Source organism: Shewanella oncorhynchi, assembly GCF_030848765.1.
In the GTDB taxonomy this organism is placed as follows: Bacteria; Pseudomonadota; Gammaproteobacteria; order Enterobacterales; family Shewanellaceae; genus Shewanella; species Shewanella oncorhynchi.
On the sequence record NZ_CP132914.1, the window covers coordinates 4,202,457 to 4,221,450 of the forward strand.

Annotated in this window: 17 protein-coding genes and 1 riboswitch; of the genes, 6 read left to right on the plus strand and 11 right to left on the minus strand. The window is 44.7% G+C overall.

Annotated features, from left to right (window positions below):
* Window positions 1-69 precede the first annotated feature (69 nt).
* Entirely contained in the window at window positions 70-1,866 is a 1,797-nt protein-coding gene (locus RA178_RS18685; RefSeq protein WP_173496711.1) for an ABCB family ABC transporter ATP-binding protein/permease, read from the minus strand.
* Window positions 1,867-2,338: 472 nt separating this feature from the next.
* Here RA178_RS18685 and RA178_RS18690 point away from each other — a divergent pair, with 472 nt between their 5' ends.
* Window positions 2,339-2,515: a hypothetical protein gene (locus RA178_RS18690; RefSeq protein ID WP_105250227.1), complete on the plus strand. Its 177-nt coding sequence runs from the start codon at window positions 2,339-2,341 to the stop codon at window positions 2,513-2,515.
* A 103-nt stretch (window positions 2,516-2,618) separates the two neighbouring features.
* On the opposite strand, the gene aroG is transcribed toward RA178_RS18690, so the two are convergent.
* From aroG to RA178_RS18715, 5 genes are all read right to left on the minus strand, one after another.
* Entirely contained in the window at window positions 2,619-3,674 is a 1,056-nt protein-coding gene (aroG, locus tag RA178_RS18695; RefSeq protein WP_131525191.1) for a 3-deoxy-7-phosphoheptulonate synthase AroG, read from the minus strand.
* Between the two features lie 351 nt (window positions 3,675-4,025).
* On the minus strand, window positions 4,026-5,219 hold the full coding sequence (locus RA178_RS18700) for a tetratricopeptide repeat protein (protein ID WP_131525190.1): 1,194 nt from the start codon (window positions 5,217-5,219) through the stop codon (window positions 4,026-4,028).
* Window positions 5,220-5,347: 128 nt separating this feature from the next.
* Window positions 5,348-5,686 (minus strand): hypothetical protein, encoded by a 339-nt coding sequence (locus RA178_RS18705; protein ID WP_173496710.1) that lies wholly within the window; start codon window positions 5,684-5,686, stop codon window positions 5,348-5,350.
* Between the two features lie 178 nt (window positions 5,687-5,864).
* The gene (locus tag RA178_RS18710; protein ID WP_028761801.1) at window positions 5,865-7,115 is read right to left on the minus strand and encodes an ammonium transporter AmtB; all 1,251 of its coding nucleotides are present in this window, start codon (window positions 7,113-7,115) and stop codon (window positions 5,865-5,867) included.
* Window positions 7,116-7,125: 10 nt separating this feature from the next.
* Complete coding sequence (locus RA178_RS18715; protein ID WP_028761800.1) at window positions 7,126-7,464, minus strand: P-II family nitrogen regulator; 339 nt, start codon at window positions 7,462-7,464, stop codon at window positions 7,126-7,128.
* A gap of 344 nt (window positions 7,465-7,808) precedes the next feature.
* Between RA178_RS18715 and RA178_RS18720 the strand changes: the two genes are divergently transcribed.
* Window positions 7,809-8,351 (plus strand): hydrolase, encoded by a 543-nt coding sequence (locus RA178_RS18720; protein WP_263197667.1) that lies wholly within the window; start codon window positions 7,809-7,811, stop codon window positions 8,349-8,351.
* Between the two features lie 154 nt (window positions 8,352-8,505).
* Here RA178_RS18720 and nrfA read toward each other — a convergent pair whose 3' ends face one another.
* Complete coding sequence (gene nrfA, locus RA178_RS18725; RefSeq protein WP_263163585.1) at window positions 8,506-9,909, minus strand: ammonia-forming nitrite reductase cytochrome c552 subunit; 1,404 nt, start codon at window positions 9,907-9,909, stop codon at window positions 8,506-8,508.
* Window positions 9,910-10,134: 225 nt separating this feature from the next.
* On the opposite strand from nrfA, the gene narQ reads away from it, so the two are divergent.
* Both narQ and RA178_RS18735 read left to right on the plus strand, forming a co-directional pair.
* On the plus strand, window positions 10,135-11,970 hold the full coding sequence (gene narQ / locus RA178_RS18730) for a nitrate/nitrite two-component system sensor histidine kinase NarQ (RefSeq protein ID WP_198571931.1): 1,836 nt from the start codon (window positions 10,135-10,137) through the stop codon (window positions 11,968-11,970).
* Window positions 11,963-12,592, plus strand: coding sequence for a response regulator (locus RA178_RS18735; RefSeq protein WP_105250232.1), 630 nt, complete (start codon window positions 11,963-11,965; stop codon window positions 12,590-12,592). The genes narQ and RA178_RS18735 overlap by 8 nt, the downstream gene beginning before the upstream one ends.
* Before the next feature lie 91 nt (window positions 12,593-12,683).
* Here RA178_RS18735 and RA178_RS18740 read toward each other — a convergent pair whose 3' ends face one another.
* The gene (locus tag RA178_RS18740) at window positions 12,684-13,058 is read right to left on the minus strand and encodes a YacL family protein (protein ID WP_198571932.1); all 375 of its coding nucleotides are present in this window, start codon (window positions 13,056-13,058) and stop codon (window positions 12,684-12,686) included.
* A gap of 196 nt (window positions 13,059-13,254) precedes the next feature.
* Between RA178_RS18740 and RA178_RS18745 the strand changes: the two genes are divergently transcribed.
* Complete coding sequence (locus tag RA178_RS18745) at window positions 13,255-14,220, plus strand: zinc transporter ZntB (RefSeq protein ID WP_131525184.1); 966 nt, start codon at window positions 13,255-13,257, stop codon at window positions 14,218-14,220.
* Window positions 14,221-14,322: 102 nt separating this feature from the next.
* Here the strand turns inward: RA178_RS18745 and RA178_RS18750 are convergent, their stop codons facing one another.
* From RA178_RS18750 to RA178_RS18760, 3 genes are all read right to left on the minus strand, one after another.
* A complete protein-coding gene (locus RA178_RS18750; RefSeq protein ID WP_306683310.1) occupies window positions 14,323-15,444 on the minus strand; it encodes a succinylglutamate desuccinylase/aspartoacylase family protein in 1,122 nt (373 codons plus the stop codon).
* 1 nt (window position 15,445) lies between these two features.
* Window positions 15,446-16,801 (minus strand): lysine-sensitive aspartokinase 3, encoded by a 1,356-nt coding sequence (lysC, locus tag RA178_RS18755; protein WP_306683311.1) that lies wholly within the window; start codon window positions 16,799-16,801, stop codon window positions 15,446-15,448.
* Window positions 16,802-16,951: 150 nt separating this feature from the next.
* Window positions 16,952-17,126, minus strand: a riboswitch (Lysine riboswitch).
* 100 nt (window positions 17,127-17,226) lie between these two features.
* Complete coding sequence (locus RA178_RS18760) at window positions 17,227-17,661, minus strand: DUF3293 domain-containing protein (protein WP_173247481.1); 435 nt, start codon at window positions 17,659-17,661, stop codon at window positions 17,227-17,229.
* Between the two features lie 588 nt (window positions 17,662-18,249).
* On the opposite strand from RA178_RS18760, the gene arcA reads away from it, so the two are divergent.
* Complete coding sequence (arcA, locus tag RA178_RS18765) at window positions 18,250-18,966, plus strand: two-component system response regulator ArcA (protein WP_006080127.1); 717 nt, start codon at window positions 18,250-18,252, stop codon at window positions 18,964-18,966.
* The last annotated feature ends 28 nt before the right edge of the window (window positions 18,967-18,994 follow it).

The following is an 18,994-nucleotide window of genomic DNA, read 5'->3' on the forward strand; positions in this document are numbered from 1 at the left end:
TTCCGATTGATGTGTTGGCATTGAGTATAGAGAGCCGAAGCTGAATAAAGACTGAACTGTATTACGCTATTAACTGCTCAGAGGAGTATGTTGTTGCTCATTTTGTATCCGCCATAATTTGGCATAGAGACCATTTGCCAACAGCAAAGTCTGATGATTACCTTGCTCAACTATTTCTCCTTGGCTTAATACGACTATTTGATCGGCATCGACTATGGTCGATAACCTATGAGCCACCACTAGGCTAGTGTGCCCCTTAGCGACTTCCCGCAGTGCCGACAAAATAGCTTGCTCGGAGCGACTATCGAGTGAAGATGTAGCCTCATCAAACACCAGCACGGGCGAGCCCTTCAAAATGGCCCTTGCTATCGCGACCCGCTGTTTTTCTCCGCCAGATAGCTTTAAGCCGCGCTCACCCACCTTTGTGTCCCAACCAAGGGCAAGTGATGCAATAAATTGCTCTAAGTGCGCCAGTTTAATCGCGTTGCGCACCTCTTCATCCGTCGCGCCCGGGCGACCATAACGTATGTTCTCAACTAATGAATCGTTAAACAGCACTGTATCCTGCGGCACGATAGCGATGGCCCGTCGCAGCGCATCTTGCGTCAGATGACGGATATCTTGTCCATCGATTTTAATCGCGCCTTGGTCCACATCGTAAAATCGAAACAGCAGTTTAATCAGCGTCGACTTACCAGCACCACTATCGCCGACTACGGCCACTTTTTTTCCCGCAGCAACCTTAAAACTCACGTCCCGCAGAATTTGCCGCTCGTCATAGCTAAAATTCACGTTTTCAAATACCAGCTCACCCTTAGTAGGCTGAAAATCGAGTGCTTGGGGTGAGTCGACTATCATGGGATGCTTATCGAGCAGGCTAAACATGCGCTCAATATTGGCTAAGGCGCCGCGAATTTCGCGATACACGAAACCTAAGAAGTTAAGGGGTAAAAAGAGCTGCATCATAAACGCATTAATCAATACAAAATCACCTAAGGTCATATCGCCATAGGTGACTCGGTACGCCGCCAGCGCCATCATAGCTGTCATCGCCAGAGCGATAATCACAGCTTGTCCGCCATTGAGCGCAAACAAAGATAAACGGTTTTTACGCTTAGCGACTTCCCACTGTTCGAGCGCTTGATCGTAGCGCTGCGACTCATACTTCTCATTATTAAAATACTTTACCGTTTCATAGTTCAGCAAGCTGTCGATGGCGCGGGTATTCGATAACGAGTCAGCCTTGGCCGCATCACGTACATACTCAGTACGCCATTCGGTCGCGACCACAGAAAAAATAATATAAGCCAGCACAGCAACAAAAGTGATTGCCGCAAACGCAATGCCGTAGTTATAGAAGAAAATGCCAATCACCATGACAATTTCGAGCAAGGTCGGCACTATGTTGAACACCATAAAACGCATGAGGAAACTCACGCCGCTGGTGCCGCGTTCAATATCACGGGAGAGGCCGCCGGTTTTGCGCTCTAGATGAAAATCGAGGTCAAGTCGGTGTAAATGGTCGAATACTGCTAAGCCTAAACGGCGGATCGCCCGCTCGGTTACGCGGCCAAACAAGGTATCGCGGATCTCCCCCGTAATCGCCGTTAGTAAACGTACCGCACCATAGGCCAACACTAATCCTACGGGCACACTGAGGGCTTGCGCGGTTTTATCGGCATCTAAGGTGTCGACCAAATGCTTCAGAATAAAAGGTAGAGCCACGCTGGTCAGCTTAGCGATGATGAGGCATGACATCGCCAGCGCAATACGGCCTTTGTATTCCAATAAGTAAGGCCAAAGCAGTTTCATGACGTGCCAGTTTAATTTATCGACTGGACCTTCAAAATATAACGTTGGGCGCATAAGACATAACCTTGAATGAGTTATGCCAATTGTAACAGTTCACACCGAACATAAGCTAAGCGAAACTAGCAAAGTCTGAATAAAATCAATCAGATTTTCCTGACAGACAAATAGACTTATTCACGACATACTCAGCTGCTATTTTGATTGCATTTAAAGTCAAAACATCATACTTACGCATTACACTGGCGTATTCACAATAAATGAATTTATACTGATTTGTGTTCAGGCATGTACCGTTTTACTTAACCTCAGAGCCGTATGTAGGAGGATAAGAGTGCAATGGAAGAAGACTTGGCACAGAGTTGCTGCTGTTGATTATTTTTGCAGTTTTGCCCAAAATGCCATGGAGGCGGTTATACAAATCAATAGAATTTGTTAACCTCTACGCGCTAGATTTTGCGATTCATACGCCCAAGTTCTAGCGAGAACATTAAGACAAACAAATTAAATTAAGATCAAAGGAAGCTTTATGTTGGATTCCGCTAAAGTTCAATACCCGCCATTACCACTGATCCAAACTTGGGTGTGGATGATGATCGAATCAGGCAATCCAGAGATACAAGATAAAGGTAGAAACAACCTTATTGCCGCCTTTGGTAGCTTAGCCAAAGCAAATGAATACATTGTTGAAATAAGCAATAAATAGATAAAACAAAGGCGCCGGGATAGCGCCTTTGTTTTTACTTAACCCGCAATCGTTAACGGCTAACTCAGGTATAGTTGCGGTTTATGTTCGCTCGAGCAGATAATTAAACCTGACGGCGTTCGATAATGCTTTGGTTCAAAATGGCTAACAGACGCTCGGTATCATCCCAACCAATACACGCATCGGTAATACTCTGCCCATAGCATAACTCTTGACCTTCAATAAGATCTTGACGACCTTCCACTAAATGGCTTTCTACCATAACACCAAAAATAGCAGTATTTCCCGCCGCCACTTGACCAGCTACATCTTCAGCAACCACTAACTGACGTTGATACTCTTTACTACTATTAGCATGGCTAAAGTCGATCATGATGTTGTCGGCAAGCTTTGCTTTTAACAATTGCTGGCTAATCTCAGTGACATGCGGCGCGCTATAATTGGGCTCGCGGCCACCCCGTAAAATAATGTGGCAATCAGGATTGCCCTTAGTCGAAACGATCGCCGAATGGCCCAACTTAGTCACAGATAAAAAATGGTGTGGTGCATTGGCAGCACCTATCGCATCAATAGCAACTTTAATCGTGCCATCAGTACCATTTTTAAAACCGACCGGACAAGAAAGACCCGAGGCTAACTCTCTGTGTACTTGAGATTCTGTCGTACGGGCACCAATGGCTCCCCAGCACATTAAATCAGCCATATATTGTGGGGTGATCATGTCAAGAAACTCACCCGCAGTTGGCATACCGCTGTCGTTCAAATCCACTAATAATTTACGGGCGGTGCGTAAACCATCATTGAGTTTAAAGCTGTTATCCATGTAAGGATCGTTAATCAGCCCCTTCCAACCCACTGTGGTTCTTGGTTTTTCAAAATACACTCGCATCACAATTTCGAGTTGATCTTTATAACGTTCACGCAGTGAGACCAAACGCTGTCCATATTCCAACGCAGCTTTGGGATCGTGGATAGAACAAGGCCCAATCACCACTAATAGACGATCATCAGACTTAGCCAGAATATTATGGATACTATTACGCGCATTAAACACAGTCGCAGAGGCTTTTTCGGAAGCAGGAAATCGTTCAAGAATCGCGATAGGTGGAAGTAACTCTTTTACTTCTTTAATGCGAACATCATCATTTTGGTAATACATAATTTTACTGCTCCAACGCTGGTGTTTTAGGCTATTTCTATCGCTGCGATAAGGGATCTCAACTGCAATACTGAGTTCAATTTATCGAGTCTCAGGCGCCAATGCAACCAAGTTGTCTCCATTTCAAAAAATCAAATATAACTTATTGTTTTAATATATTTAAAAAAAATCAAAATTCAAATATGCCAGCTAACTCACAGCCTTGATGAACAAAATCGAATATGGCGGATAAAAAGGAATAAACATATTTGCTGCAAGTGTATTTAGGCGCCCTATGTTAGCAAGCAAAGATGTTTACCCGTAATAAGCTTAATTGATGGCCAGCTCTCTATAGAAAAGAGCGGGCAAATGCTAATGCTGTAACATGACTTGTAACTTGCTCTGATAGCGTTGACGCTCTGACTCATCTCGGCTCAAAGCCAAGGCTTTATCCATATTCAGTTTGGCACGCTTTTCGTCCCCCAGCGCCCAGTAGGTTTTAGATAAACCGAAGAAGAACTCATGACGATAATCCGCTTTTGCCAACGCCCTTTGATACCAAGCCAAGGCTTCATCGTATTGATGCTCATCATAGGCTTGCTGCCCCATGTCATAGTAATAATAGGGATTACGTATTCGCGCTAATTCAAGCACTTTATTAATTTCGGCCCATTCATCAAGCCGCCCCTGCTCCCCTAAAATCAAGGCTAAGTTATAAAGCGTTGTCAGATTTTTCGCATCAAACTTGAGTGCATAGCGATAAACCTGTTCGGCCCGCTTTTCATCACCTTTATGCCGGTAAATAATGGCGAGCGTGTTGAGTGAAGGAACAAACTGGCCGACTTTTAAACCCACTTTAATCAAGGCATAGGCCCTGTCTAAATCACCGTTCACCAAAGACTCTGCCGCCATATTGTTGTAAAACATGCTGATTAAGGTCTGCCGATCCACTTGGGTTTTACCGTATCCCCGTAGAGCTCGCTCTGGCATAAAGTCCACTAAAACTGCGGTAGATGACACATAAACTGAATGTGCGTTTTCAGGTGGAAGTAAGCGTAAATTCACATGCCCATTGATTAAATAGAAATCACCTTGCTTATCCCATACCGGTTCTATCGCAATATCTTGATACTCAGCACTCACATTCAATATGTCCGCTAACGCAGAAGTCATGACCACTAAAGACATGCAATTACCCGCCCTTTGGGCATAGGTTTCACGGGCAATTTGGGTCAGATTATCTTTATATCGAAAATCAATGTTAGCGCTATTGGTTTGACTCGCATTGATATAACTAGCTAACCATTCATTGGCTAACATGTTGTTATTGTGTGACAAAGTGTATATCCCATAGCGACGTTTTACGTCTGTCACGACCTCGGGTGGCAGATAAAAAATATCCGCAACAGAAGGAATATCGGCCACAGGGGTAAACAGTGAATCGGCAAGTAACGACTCAAGATCCGACGGATTAGGCTCAATGGTCGTCGAGCTACAAGCAAACAATTGACTGAATACAACGCTCAAGATCGTACTCAAGTATACGGCTCGGAATAGTTTCGACATACGTCCTCCCACACCATTAGCTCCTATTTGAGCTTATTACAAATGGCGAAAAAGACGACATAAAATGGTTACAAAAAAATGATAATCGCGATCGATTGAAAATAATCGCAAATAATTTAACGAATTAACTATTGCGAAGGTCGGTCAACTTCTATGTATAACTCACGCTGCTGATAATCATACGGCCGATAGTTATGCTCTCCACAGGTAAAATGTCGATAGGGTTTCATGACCGTAACGCAACCTAAGGGTAAAGCCTGCAGAATTTGGATTTGCTGCTGGCGACGAAGCGACTCCTGCCATTCAAAATCCTTGAGCACTTGATCACGCACGGCAAAGGCATCGACAGGCTCACTTGAGCGATTAACGATCACTTCTCCTGCAAAGGCTGAAACCGATATCCAGCCAGAAATGACGATAAGACTTAGTCGCAAAAATTGACCTATTGTTTTTATATTCAATCTCATAGAACACTCCTTAATTTATGCAAGAAAACAGAATGGCTCAGTAATTAAGCTTATGACCCTGTGCTTAAACTTCAATCACAGTGATTACCCATAAAAAAGCAGAGCCTAGGCTCTGCTTCACTATCCCTCGATCCAAGCTAAGCATCAAGGTGAATCACGCATTAATGTGCAAGTTTAATCAGCCCGCATTTTTGACCGTAACAAACTCAGGATAGGCATCAATACCGCAGTCAGAAGCATCCATACCGTTGTATTCTTCTTCCTCAGTCACACGGATCCCCATGGTTATCTTAATCACATACCAGACAGCAAATGATGAGCAGAACACCCAAGTGAAAATGATCGCTGCGCCCGTCAACTGTCCGGTAATAGTTGCATTGGCATTGGATAATGGCACACACATTAAGCCGAGGAAACCAGCCACACCGTGTACTGAAATCGCACCGACGGGATCGTCGATCTTAATGCGATCTAAGCCCACAATCGAGAACACCACCACGCCGCCCGCCACTAAACCAATCACACCCGCCATTAACAATGAAGGCGAGAGAGGATCTGCCGTAATCGCCACTAATCCAGCCAAAATACCGTTAAGGATCATGGTCAAATCCGCTTTACCCCAAATCATCTTACACACGATAAGAGCTGAGATGGCACCAAAAGCCGCTGCAGTATTGGTATTCACAAACACTTTCGCCACTGAGCTTGCATTCGCCGCATCCGACACCATTAATTGCGATCCGCCGTTAAAGCCAAACCAGCCCATCCACAGAATAAACATACCTAAGGTTGCCATTGGCAAGTTAGAGCCTGGAATAGGATTCACTTGGCCATTAGGCCCGTATTTACCCTTACGCGCACCGAGCAATATTACGCCAGCAATCGCCGCGGTCGCCCCCGTCATATGCACAATACCGCTACCAGCAAAGTCTACAAAGCCCAGTTTAGCGATAAAACCTTGGCCCCAAGTCCAATAACCTTCTACTGGATAGATAACCGCTGTCATCACCACAGAGAAGAACAAGAAAGCCCACAACTTCATCCGTTCCGCCACAGCACCAGAGACAATTGACATCGCCGTTGCCACAAATACAACTTGGAAGAAGAAGTCAGATTCTAATGCATGGCTCGCATCTGCTGATTGCGAACCAATTAAGGTGCCAATTGACGGTAACCAGCCACCTTCAGTGTTATCCACATACATGATGTTGTAGCCAACCAACAGATACATCACACAGGCAATCGCGTACAGCACAACGTTCTTAGTTAAAATTTCAGTGGTATTTTTAGAGCGAACTAAACCCGCTTCTAACATAGCGAATCCCGCCGCCATCCACATGACTAAAGCGCCAGAAATCAAAAAGTAAAAGGTATCGAGTGCAAAGCGTAGTTCAGTGACTGTGCCGCCTAATTTCGTTAATTCTTCCATTGTCAGCCCCTTATAGCGCTTCAGTATCAAGTTCACCCGTACGGATACGGATAGCATGTTCTAAATCAACGACGAAGATCTTACCGTCACCAATTTTCCCCGTATGGGCCGCAGTGGTAATGGCCTCAATCAACATGTCGAGATTTTCAGCCTTAGTGGCAATTTCTAGTTTTACTTTTGGCAAAAAATCCACCTGATACTCGGCGCCGCGATACAACTCTGTATGCCCTTTCTGACGGCCAAAACCTTTCACTTCGGTCACCGTCATGCCCTCAATACCAATTCCGGCGATAGCTTCACGGACATCATCCAACTTAAACGGCTTGATGATAGCGCTGACTAGTTTCATCCTGACCTCCAAAAAAACGCGATTGTTATTAACTTGTATCAAAGGTAATTCAATCATTAGGCCAACAATTTAATCTATTGATTATTATTGGTTTAAATTGTTTAACACTATTTTTTAAGGTTAAAAACGCACCATAATCGAGCACTAACTGGTGCGATGCACTCTTTTAGTGAGCAGTTTAAGTGCGGCAGCTATTCGACCTTAGGCCTATTGGTAACAAGGTTAAATTAGGGTCTACTGGGGGAAGCGTAAATCGAGATGAAATCTGAGCATCACAACACAAGCTCTTAGACAAAAGCGAAGATCATCACTAAGACAATCATCAAGCGCAGAAGGAAGGCCCGATGTTAAAACCAGAAGAATGTGTTCTCGTTATCGTCGATGTGCAAGGAAAACTTGCACAAATCATGGATAACAGTGACAAGCTGCATCAACAACTACAGACCTTAATCCAAGGCGCACAATTATTTGAAATTCCCATACTGTGGTTAGAACAGCTACCCGATAAACTCGGAGCAACTAGCCCTGAGCTGCAAACCTTACTTGCGAAAACCAGCTCACCCATTGCCAAGCAGCATTTTAGCGGCTGGCACTGTGACGCGTTTGCAAAGGCATTAACTAAGACGAATCGCAAACACGTCATACTCGCGGGTATTGAAACCCATGTGTGTGTTTACCAAACCTGTTGTGACCTTATCGAGCAGCAATATTCGGTGCATTTAGTCGCCGATTGCGTATCGTCACGCAGTGCTGAGAATAAACAACTCGGGATCCAAATGATGACGGCCAGGGGCGCCCTATTAACTAACGTAGAATCGTTATTATTTGAATTACAACATCAAGCCCAAGGCGAGCGGTTTAGGGCGTTATTAAAACTGATCAAATAGCGATTTAGCCCGTGGTATTTCTTCAGCCAGCATGACCAACGCCTGACATTACTCGATATTTTTTCCATAAAAAAGCCCCCGCTGAGTCAGCGAGGGCTTTTGTTTGCATGAGGGGTTAGCTCATATCGAAAACTCAACCGCGATTGATTAAAACCTACTTATAAGTGGCTTCGCGTTTTTTCGCTTCTTCATCCCACTTAGGTAATATGTCTTTCTTAAATGCTTCTTTCTCAGCATTCATCTTTTTCATGTCCATACCTAAGGCCGCTTGTGCTTTAGCTTTAGTAGAGATATCAGGAATCGCAACAGGATCTGTGATGCCTTTTTTACCGAGTAATTGCGCTAACTTCACACGAGCATCAGCAGCTTTACTTACCGAAGTTCCCAGAATACGCAATGCTTCATCAGGTGCGTGAGCTGCAACACCATGGGAAGCAATCGCTAAATCCCAACGCCATTGTGAGTGGCGAATATCTGTCAGTATGGGTTTCATTTCTTCTTCAGTTGCGCCAGCTTTCCACGCAGCCTCTGCTTCAAAGTGTGCTTTGACTAATTGCTCTTCCGCTTTCAACTTCATTTCTTTGACTTTGGCTTTACGCTCATTAGTCACGCCAACCAAAAACTCTTTAGTCTGGCTATGGCAAGTTGCACAGGTTTCTTCAAAACGGTCGAATGGATTGCCCACTTTATGATCGGTAAACTTCTTACCTTCAGCACTGGTCACTTTTGGCATGTGACAGTCAACGCAACTCACATTATTCATGCCGTGAATACCCATTTTCCACGTTTCATACTCTGGATGCTGGGCTTTTAACATTGGTGTCTTAGAAAGGGCGTGTGTCCAATCAGAAAATTGGATTGAGTCATAGTAGACTTCCATTTTTTCAACTGTTGTACCCATATCCCAAGGGAATTTAACAAAATTCTTTTTGTCGTCAGTTTTCTCAAAATAATACTCAACGTGGCACTGAGCACATACCATTGATTCTTTATCTTGTTTAGACGCTTTGCTAAAAGGTGTACCTATAGCTTCAAAAGCACGGTCTGCATAAGGGCGTGAAATACGTAACTTTGGAGAGCTTTTTTCATGGCAATCACCACAACCAATGGTATTTGTCACTTCAGGGCCACCCTTTGACCACTTACCTTTGAAGTAACCATCTTCGCCTTGCTCTTCAATCAAGCGAGGTACGTCAGGGCTCTTACAGCTCCAACATGCCATCGGCATAGGACCATCTTCCGCATTAGCGGGTGCACCTGTACGTAGCGTGTTGCGCACGTCAGTTACCGCATACATGTGGCCGCGTGGTGCATTATAATCTTTAGCAAAACCATAACCCGCCCATAAGATCACCATATTAGGATCTTGTGCAAGAGCATCCACTAGTTCTTCACTTTTAGCGGTATCATGCCAGCTACTGTATTGATTCTTAAATTTATCTTTATAAACTTCGTTGCGAGGCTCTGTTTTATCACTCGCCATTGCGCCCGCTGCCATGAAGCTGGCGGCAACCAGTGCACTCAGTGCAAAGGACTTACCTGTCATCTTCTTCATCATCTCATCTCCGTGTTGCATTATTGTTGTAAATCACGACATCTCCATGGTCAAACTTAGTGATTTAACCCTGCTAAAAATATACCTCTTAGGGGGTATCTAGGTTGAAGTTTGCGCTAGATCAAAATGTAAAGGTGTTGTTGTTCACATTTCTATACTTTTGTTAATGTATTACATTATTTTCTAATGTAAAAACCACTGCAAAGTGCCATAACAGCGGCCATCAAAATGAACAGCGGATTAATGAAACGAGGTAGTCTAACCTCAAAAATCTTAGGATTAATGTTAGTACTTATTCTGCTCTCTAGTAGTTTATCGACTTTTGCTATCATCAATTTGTCCTACAGCTTAGGCGACGCCAAGGCGATTAATGCCTCAGGGTCGCTGAGGATGCAAAGCTATCGGTTAATGTTTTACGCCAACTCAGGCAGTGATGCTGCGCAGGATAAAATTACCGAATTCGAAAATACGCTCTATTCCGGCACGTTAAAGCCCTCGGAAAGTTGGTTTAGTCCGCCAGAAATTGCCGCTCAATATCAGCTTGTCATCGATAAATGGCTGGTGATGAAACACTACATAGAACAAGAAAACTCCCGCGATTATGTCGCCTCACTGAAGGACTTTGTTGATACCATTGATTTACTGGTGCTTGAGATGGAGCACTACGCCGCCTTTAAACTCAGGCTCCTTGCCGCCAGCCAAATATTAGGCTTAGGCGTCATGCTCATTATCGCTTTTGTGGCCGTGCGTTTTACAAAGAAGAAAGTGGTGATCCCGCTGCAAAAACTGATGGAATCGGCCAACACGATTTCTAAGGGTAATTTTGAAATAGAAATGCCCGAGACCGAATATATTGAACTTACAGCGCTGACCCATGCCCTACAAAAAACGGCGAAGGAACTCGCGACGCTTTATGGCAACTTAGAATCGCAGGTAGCAGAAAAAACCTTAGCGCTGACAAGGGCCAACAACGAGCTGGCATTCTTATATGATAACCTACTGACATTAAACGCAAATAAACTCGATTACAAGGCTCTCAAGGCGGCGCTGAATCAGTTAAAAGGCTATGAATCACTCGACTACCTAAGACTCATCATTCAATACCCAGAGCAAGAGTTAGAAGTGATTGAGGCCGATGGCGGTTGGCCAGATATGACTCAAGAGAGCACCCGTTTCCCACTGCAATTTGAGCAGGCTAATTTAGGCTATTTAGAGTTAATTGCCGACCAAACACCCAATATCGCCTTGTTTAACAATTTCGCAATTATGTTGACGCGCTCAATCGTGATCCACAATGCCACAGAGCAAAGACAGCAACTGGCGCTAATGGAGGAACGTGGCGTGATTGCCCGGGAGCTGCACGACTCTTTGGGTCAAGTGCTCTCTTTCCTGAAAATCCAAATTAGCTTATTACGCAAAAACTTAGATTGCAGTTGCCGCAGCCCGATCGTTGAGGCGCAGTTAACCGAAATCAACGAAGGTGTAAGCACTGCCTACGTGCAGCTCAGGGAGTTACTATCCACCTTTAGGCTCACAATTAAAGAGCCCGATCTAAAAAGTGCTTTAGAGGCTATGCTTGAGCAACTCAGGACAAAGACGAATATAAAGATAACCTTAGACTATAAACTTGCGCCACAATGGCTAGAGGCAAAGCAGCACATCCACATACTGCAGATCACGCGAGAAGCGACGTTAAACGCCATCAAACACGCCGAGGCCAGCCTCATTAACATCCATTGCTATAAGGATGACGAGGGTATGGTCAATATTGATGTTTGTGATAACGGCATAGGTATTGGACATTTAAAAGAACGAGATCAACATTTTGGCATAGGTATAATGCATGAACGAGCCAGTAAGCTTTCAGGTAAAGTCGTGTTCAGCGACAATGATTTAAAGAGATTTAAACCTGCTATGGCAACCACGACTGAGCAAGGATGCAATGCACAAGACGACGCACTCAAACCTAACAGCCCACTAAACCTTGTGCAGCACAGCAAAGGGTCAAGTGGCACTAGAGTGACGCTTATTTTCCCATCTCAACAGGAGCCTTCAAATGGGTAAACCTTATTCCGTACTGGTAGTCGATGACCATCCCCTCTTGCGCAAAGGCATCTGCCAGCTCATCGCTTCAGATCCTGACTTCAGCCTATTTGGCGAAGCCGGTAGTGGTTTAGACGCATTAACCGCAGTGGTCACCGATGAACCCGACATCATATTGCTCGATCTGAATATGAAAGGCATGACAGGCCTAGATACCCTCAACGCCATGCGCCAAGAAGGTGTTACCTCACGCATAGTAATTCTCACCGTTTCAGATGCAAAACAGGATGTTATCCGTTTACTTCGCGCTGGAGCAGACGGCTATTTGCTCAAAGATACTGAGCCAGATTTGCTGCTCGAAAAACTCAAAAATGCCATGCTTGGCCACAGGGTGATCAGCGATGAAGTAGAGGAATACCTTTACGAACTTAAAGATGCGACCGATGAACAAGAATGGATTTCAAGCCTAACCCCAAGGGAGCTGCAAATTCTACAGCAACTGGCGGAAGGCTTAAGTAATCGCATGATTTCAGAGCATTTACACATTAGTGAAGGCACAGTTAAAGTACACGTGAAAAACCTACTGCGTAAAGCCAATGCTAAATCGAGAACCGAAATGGCGGTGCGCTACCTTAATAATTAAAGATACGAAAATGAGCTTGGTATAGCGCAAACAATAAAGGCAATCCCATGATTGCCTTTATGTTTTTATCAAATAGAGATTAAATAAATGATTACAAACCTTTCTCGATAAATGTCTGCCAACTCAATAGTGCCTGCTCAAAATCCTCTAGGCCACAATAAGCTTCTGACTCAGCATCATAGAGTGACATAGCCTCTTCCAATTCATATTCTTGCTCAAAGCCTAAGGTATTGGCAAAGACTCGCGCCTGTTCACGCTCTAACTCTAAGGTAAAATCATTACCAACAAGACGCCATGAACCTCGTTTATCGGCTTGAATTTCTTTTATCACACCCAACACTTGCTGAATTTTAGCTAACTCAGTCCCTAATTCTTCTGTAAACCATTGCCCAAGCACTTCATGATCCATGCTAAAGCTAGCCAAAAAAGTGCCAGTTAAACTGTTACGCCGAAATTCGTATTCCATTTTATTGTCTCTTTGATCTAAGCCTACTAATGCTAATTTTAACCTATCCTTGGCTAAGTTGCTTGCATCCGTCAGCACATCAAATTTATGTCAATTTACGTTTGTCTCATGTCGTTAAGCATAAGTACTGACTTCATTTTCATGGCAAAATCAGTTAGTTTGTTTGGATGATTTTGAAAGTTAAATGGAATGCGATATGCACGAAGGATTTATCTACAGTTTAGTGCTAAGCGGCGCCCAAGCGGGTTCCACCTTGAGCCTAGAACAGATCGAAAAATGGGATCCTCAGGATGGCCTACTCTGGTTACACCTTCGCTATCGCAATAAAAAGGCACGCCACTGGATACTCAATAGCGGTCTGCCTAAGGTCGAAAGTGATGCCCTACTCGCCCAAGACACTCGTCCCCGCGCTGTGATTACAGGTGAAGGCATATTACTCGCATTACGCGGCGTTAACCTCAACCCCAATTCTGCTCCAGAAGACATGGTGGCAGTGCGTATCTATGCCGATAAACAGCGGATCATTTCCACCTGCGATCGCGAGTTACAGTCGGTCAAAGATGTCGCCGAGCTAATCCTTGAGGGCAATGGGCCTACAACTACGGGGGACTTTATCGTCGCAATCTGCGAGCGACTGACCAATCGTAAAGTCGAGTTTATTGATAAATTGGAAGAACAGCTCTCTGATTTAGAAGAGCTAGTCGTCTCAGGCAATGTGAAAGATTTACGTACCGATATCGCCGAACTGCGCCGTCAAACTGTAGCCATTCGCCGCTATTTAGCCCCACAGCGCGAAGCATTCTCGAAAATGATTTCCGAGCAATTCAGCCTATTTAAAGATACTGAGCGACTCAAGCTAAGGGAAACAAACGATAAACTTATCCGCACCATTGAAGATCTCGATGCCCTGCGCGATAGAGCCAATGTGACTCAAGAAGAATTACTCAGTCAGCAGTCGGAGCAACTCAACAAACGCTTATACTTCTTATCCTTAGTGTCAGCAATCTTCTTACCGTTGGGCTTTTTAACAGGCTTACTTGGGGTCAATATTGGCGGGATACCGGGCGCGGACAACACTTGGGCCTTCGCCACCTTCTGCGGCATATTAATCTCACTCGTCGCCCTGCAAATGGCGCTGTTTTATCGATTTAAGTGGTTATAGCCACCTTAACACAACAAAGCCAATCAATTAGGATTGGCGTTGTTTTCGTTCATTCTTATAAGCTGAATGTTATGAGCTAATGCTTATGCTCTAAGCGGGCGATTATGTCGTTGGCAACTCAAACACATTGGTCATCACTTTATAAAGCTCTGTTCCTTGGTGCACAGACGCCGAAGCAAAGTGCAAAATCGGCACGCAGTCCTGCGGCAAACTGACCGTTTTTAGCTCATCCGCCGTACCGTATAAATCCATTCGCAGCAAATTCACTAAGGGCTGCCCCGCGGCCAATGGCTCACCCACAGGTGCAAGGTATTCCACTAAGCCAGAACTTGGCGCGTGATATTTTTTATAGTCTTTTAGATAACAACCAAAGCGCGGCATTTTAGCGGGTGCAACGGTTTCAGCTATTACGCCTCTGTGGCTTAAATATGCCAAAATCCCTTGTGCATCAACCCGTGCATCCTCAAGACAGACGCGCTCTTGGCTCGCCAATTCTAAGGTTAACGCCGACACAGCAACGGCTAGATCGCGCCCCTGTGCTTTTGCAAAATCACTCAATTGCCACCAAGGACAAAACGCCGCCTCATCCATGGCGCCACCAAAGGCATTGGGGATAATGAGCGTATAAGGGATCGACAAAAACTGCGCAGCAGCTAAGTCATATTCAGGACAATACAAGTGCTTACAAGACTTAGGACCGGTGTGCAGATCGAGCACTATATCCGCGCCATGGGCCATAATCTGCAGATTAACCGCGAGCCTATGGCCAGTAGTAATGCCCCATTCATGACGCAATTTTTGCTGACAGGCTTCAACCAAAGTACTGCGATAGGCTTGGAGCAGCTCGCTATCACTCAGCTTGGCATGTTCGCCATACCAAGTCGTTAAATCGATTGCATGATTCAAATACTCACGATTCCAATTCGCGCCCGTAATAGGATCAAATCGGCCAAGGGTAAACTCACCACTTTTTTGGTTGATCCCGAGCGGATTGGCCAATGGTACTAAGGTGATTTCGCCGCGGATGTCACAGTGTTCAAGCTGCTTCATCAACTGATAAATCACCGCATTACCTTGCACTTCAGCGCCGTGGACATTGGCCTGAATATACACTTTGGGGCCAGTCGCCTTCTCGTCGCTCGGCTTAAAATGGTAGATAGGCAAAGTAAGTGCTTGCCCTGCGGCAAGCTCCCCGATTTGCAAAGACGATGTTGTCGGCAACATATTAAGCGCCTTCGAACAGATTTTGATGCAGCGATTTAACTACTTGCGCCGCTTCCGATTCTGCTACTAACACACACAGATTATGTGGGCTGGCACCTTGGCAAATCATCCGCACATTGTGTGGCTCTAACACTTCAAATACACGGCGACAGATACCCGGTGTCGTCGCGATGCGATTACCGATAATCGCCACTAAGGCCAATCCATCTTCGACGCGCACCCGGCAATGCTGTGATAATTCTTGCAGCAATGCCTCACTCAACAGACCTTGACCACTCGAATCTGAACCAGTTTTATCGAGGGTTAGAGACACATTCACTTCTGATGTGGTAATCAAATCCACACTGATCTTATGTCGCGCTAATGTCGCAAAGGTTTCCGCTAAAAAGCCCTGAGCATGCAACATTTGCAAGCTGTGAAGATTTAATAGGGTTTGATCGCGGCGCAAAGCCACAGCGCGGAATACGGGCGCATCTTCCACTTGATGACGGATCCAAGTTCCGCCCTTTTCAGGCTCTTTACTTGAACCCACAAACACTTGAATTTGCTGACGAACGGCAGGAAGAATAGTCGCTGGATGCAATACCTTGGCACCAAAGGTCGCCATCTCGGCAGCCTCATTGAAACTGATCTCGGCAATCGGAAAGGCATTGGGTGCAAGGCGAGGATCGGTTGTATAAATCCCAGCGACATCGGTCCAAATCTCGACCGCTGAGGCGCGTAGCGCTTCGGCTAACAACGCAGCAGAATAATCACTACCGCCGCGACCTAACGTGGTCGTTTGACCGGCTTCATCGGCACCGATAAAGCCTTGCGTGACAATCACTTGTTCCGCTAACAGTGGCTGTAGATAATCACGAGCTAGAGTCGCAATCTGCTCGACCTGAGGTTCGGCGCGGCCAAAGTGGCTGTCAGTACGTAACACTCGGCGCACATCGAAGGCACTTGAGTTAACACCTTTCTCGCGGATCACCGCCGAAAACAACGCCGAAGAACATTGCTCACCGAGGGACAACAACTCATCCATAGTCGCTTTGCTGCGTTGTGATGCGAGCGCTTCACTCAATACCGACATGCGACTCAATAATTTATCTAATGCGGCGGCCACATCGTTAGGACGACCGAGCTTATCTAAAATCGCATATTGAATTTGGGCAATTTGTTTTAATCGCTGTAATCGGCCATCGTCGTTGATCGATTCTTGGGTCAATTCCACTAGTAGATTTGTCACGCCGCTCGAAGCGCTGACCACAACTAAACGACAATGAGGATTAGCTAACACTATGTCGGCACAGCGATTCATAGCGTTATAGTCGGCGACTGAGGTGCCACCAAATTTTGCAACAACGAGGGACATTAGCGCACCTCCGTGAAACACGTAGGGCAACAAATAAACACAAATTGAATAAGATATTGATTAACTAACATGATCACACTCCGAACTGACTTCGTTCGAAGAGCCTGGTGCTCAATGATAACGCACCCCAAAAGAAGGGAAACAGCAATCGTCACCAGAAGCTCTCCACCAATTACAGGTGACAATCGTCAGGATTCAGCCTGAGCGACCGACATAAACATGCAGCAACCATATCTATGCCTCGGCGTTAATCTCCCTCATCAGTCATCGCTGGAGTTTGTGCTCCTCTGACCGACTATCTAGTTAACGCTCCTCTTCTGTTCCTTTCCTAGGAAAGGGACGAAAAAAGTAGCAATAAACCCCTAATGAAGTCAATGCTAATTTCATAACAAATGAACAATTTAAATAAAATCTTTTGAAAACAACTAAATGTTCAAATCGGGTAGCTCGTATACCAGCTGCACATAATCTCTAAATTTGCCTAAACACACTTCATCATGTCCATCCAAGGTGCAAGGCACTAAACTCACATCCCCTTGTTCGACAACATAAATCGCATATTGATTAAATTTCTTACCCAATTGCAATGCCATCGTTCTATCGATAAACACGGCCCAACTTTTTTCCATGTGGGATAAATCCGGTGCAGCGCCCACTAAAGCACGATAAGGGCTACCGAGTAATTCAATTTCACGGAGAAGTTGGCGATCGAGTAAACGGTTTTGGCTAGGAGAGAGAAGCTTTGAAGCGGGATTATGAGCGGTAATAACAGCAAAGGAAAAATCACAGGATAATGCTTGAGTCAGCAAAAACAACGGCGCTTGGTAACATTGCCACAAATTTTGAGTCGTATTGTCCATTGGTAGTCTAGTCGAAAAATGAACCCAAGCTAGTGTAGCAGAGTGATTGTAAAATCCAAAGAGGCGTGAACTGGCTCACAGGAATAAGAAATACATTAGTTATACTAATCAATAGCTAAAGTAAATATCATGGTAAAAACCCCGGCTCACCTAAAATTTGTTAACATTTCATTTGTTAACAAATGACTAAAACGAGTACAATGTACGTACTGGTGAGTTGAAACAGATTGAGCAAGATGCTTATCGTTCAATACAGTTTGTTACATATATCGCTTAAAGTAACGTGAACTGACCGGGCATCTGTTTAAAATCTGTTCTACATTTGATTTGTCTTTTAAACATTTAAAAAAAACAATAGTTAAGGAACTTATTCTAACTATTGCTTATCGAAGTTGGTACTGATTACGTTTTCTCGTATTACACTTAAACGTGCACTTAATCTACATCAAGATATAGATGTCACCGTAAAGATTTTCCTTTTGAGCACAAAGCAGTTCAAGGAAGTATCAACGCTTTTATGAATATAAGAGCCCGAAGTAAGTTGCTCTTATTGGTTAGTATAAACTGATTAAAATTTAGGTAAATAATATGCAAAATCCGCACATTCTGATCGTTGAAGATGAAGCCGTTACCCGTAACACGCTGAGAAGTATTTTCGAGGCAGAAGGGTATGTGGTAACTGAGGCCAATGATGGCGCAGAAATGCATAAGGCTATGCAGGAAAACAAAATTAACTTGGTCGTTATGGACATTAACTTGCCAGGTAAGAATGGTCTATTGTTGGCACGTGAACTACGTGAAATCAACAACATCGGTCTTATCTTCCTGACAGGTCGTGACAACGAAGTCGACAAAATTCTTGGACTTGAAATTGGCGCGGACGATTATATTACCAAGCCGTTCAACCCACGTGAATTAACGATTCGTGCTCGTAACCTTCTGACTCGTGTCAACAGCGCTGGCGCTGAAGTCGAAGAAAAGAGCTCAGTAGAATACTACCGCTTCAATGATTGGAGCTTAGAGATCAACAGCCGTTCATTAGTGAGCCCACAGGGTGAATCTTACAAACTGCCACGTAGCGAGTTCCGCGCTATGCTGCACTTTGTTGAAAACCCAGGCAAAATTTTGACTCGTGCCGATCTACTGATGAAAATGACTGGCCGTGAACTTAAGCCACACGATCGTACCGTAGACGTGACTATCCGTCGTATCCGTAAGCATTTCGAAAGCTTGCCAGATACGCCAGAAATCATCGCAACTATTCACGGTGAAGGCTATCGTTTTTGCGGTAACTTAGAAGGCTAATAGCCCGCTAAGCAACCCGCATTAGAAA

Excerpts from the sequence above, each read along its gene's own strand:
- RA178_RS18685 (WP_173496711.1), bottom strand. The coding sequence starts at position 1,866 with ATGCGCCCAACGTTATATTTTGAAGGTCCAGTCGATAAATTAAACTGG.
- RA178_RS18690 (WP_105250227.1), top strand. The coding sequence starts at position 2,339 with ATGTTGGATTCCGCTAAAGTTCAATACCCGCCATTACCACTGATCCAA.
- aroG (WP_131525191.1), bottom strand. The coding sequence starts at position 3,674 with ATGTATTACCAAAATGATGATGTTCGCATTAAAGAAGTAAAAGAGTTA.
- RA178_RS18700 (WP_131525190.1), bottom strand. The coding sequence starts at position 5,219 with ATGTCGAAACTATTCCGAGCCGTATACTTGAGTACGATCTTGAGCGTT.
- RA178_RS18705 (WP_173496710.1), bottom strand. The coding sequence starts at position 5,686 with ATGAGATTGAATATAAAAACAATAGGTCAATTTTTGCGACTAAGTCTT.
- RA178_RS18710 (WP_028761801.1), bottom strand. The coding sequence starts at position 7,115 with ATGGAAGAATTAACGAAATTAGGCGGCACAGTCACTGAACTACGCTTT.
- RA178_RS18715 (WP_028761800.1), bottom strand. The coding sequence starts at position 7,464 with ATGAAACTAGTCAGCGCTATCATCAAGCCGTTTAAGTTGGATGATGTC.
- RA178_RS18720 (WP_263197667.1), top strand. The coding sequence starts at position 7,809 with ATGTTAAAACCAGAAGAATGTGTTCTCGTTATCGTCGATGTGCAAGGA.
- nrfA (WP_263163585.1), bottom strand. The coding sequence starts at position 9,909 with ATGATGAAGAAGATGACAGGTAAGTCCTTTGCACTGAGTGCACTGGTT.
- narQ (WP_198571931.1), top strand. The coding sequence starts at position 10,135 with ATGAACAGCGGATTAATGAAACGAGGTAGTCTAACCTCAAAAATCTTA.
- RA178_RS18735 (WP_105250232.1), top strand. The coding sequence starts at position 11,963 with ATGGGTAAACCTTATTCCGTACTGGTAGTCGATGACCATCCCCTCTTG.
- RA178_RS18740 (WP_198571932.1), bottom strand. The coding sequence starts at position 13,058 with ATGGAATACGAATTTCGGCGTAACAGTTTAACTGGCACTTTTTTGGCT.
- RA178_RS18745 (WP_131525184.1), top strand. The coding sequence starts at position 13,255 with ATGCACGAAGGATTTATCTACAGTTTAGTGCTAAGCGGCGCCCAAGCG.
- RA178_RS18750 (WP_306683310.1), bottom strand. The coding sequence starts at position 15,444 with ATGTTGCCGACAACATCGTCTTTGCAAATCGGGGAGCTTGCCGCAGGG.
- lysC (WP_306683311.1), bottom strand. The coding sequence starts at position 16,801 with ATGTCCCTCGTTGTTGCAAAATTTGGTGGCACCTCAGTCGCCGACTAT.
- RA178_RS18760 (WP_173247481.1), bottom strand. The coding sequence starts at position 17,661 with ATGGACAATACGACTCAAAATTTGTGGCAATGTTACCAAGCGCCGTTG.
- arcA (WP_006080127.1), top strand. The coding sequence starts at position 18,250 with ATGCAAAATCCGCACATTCTGATCGTTGAAGATGAAGCCGTTACCCGT.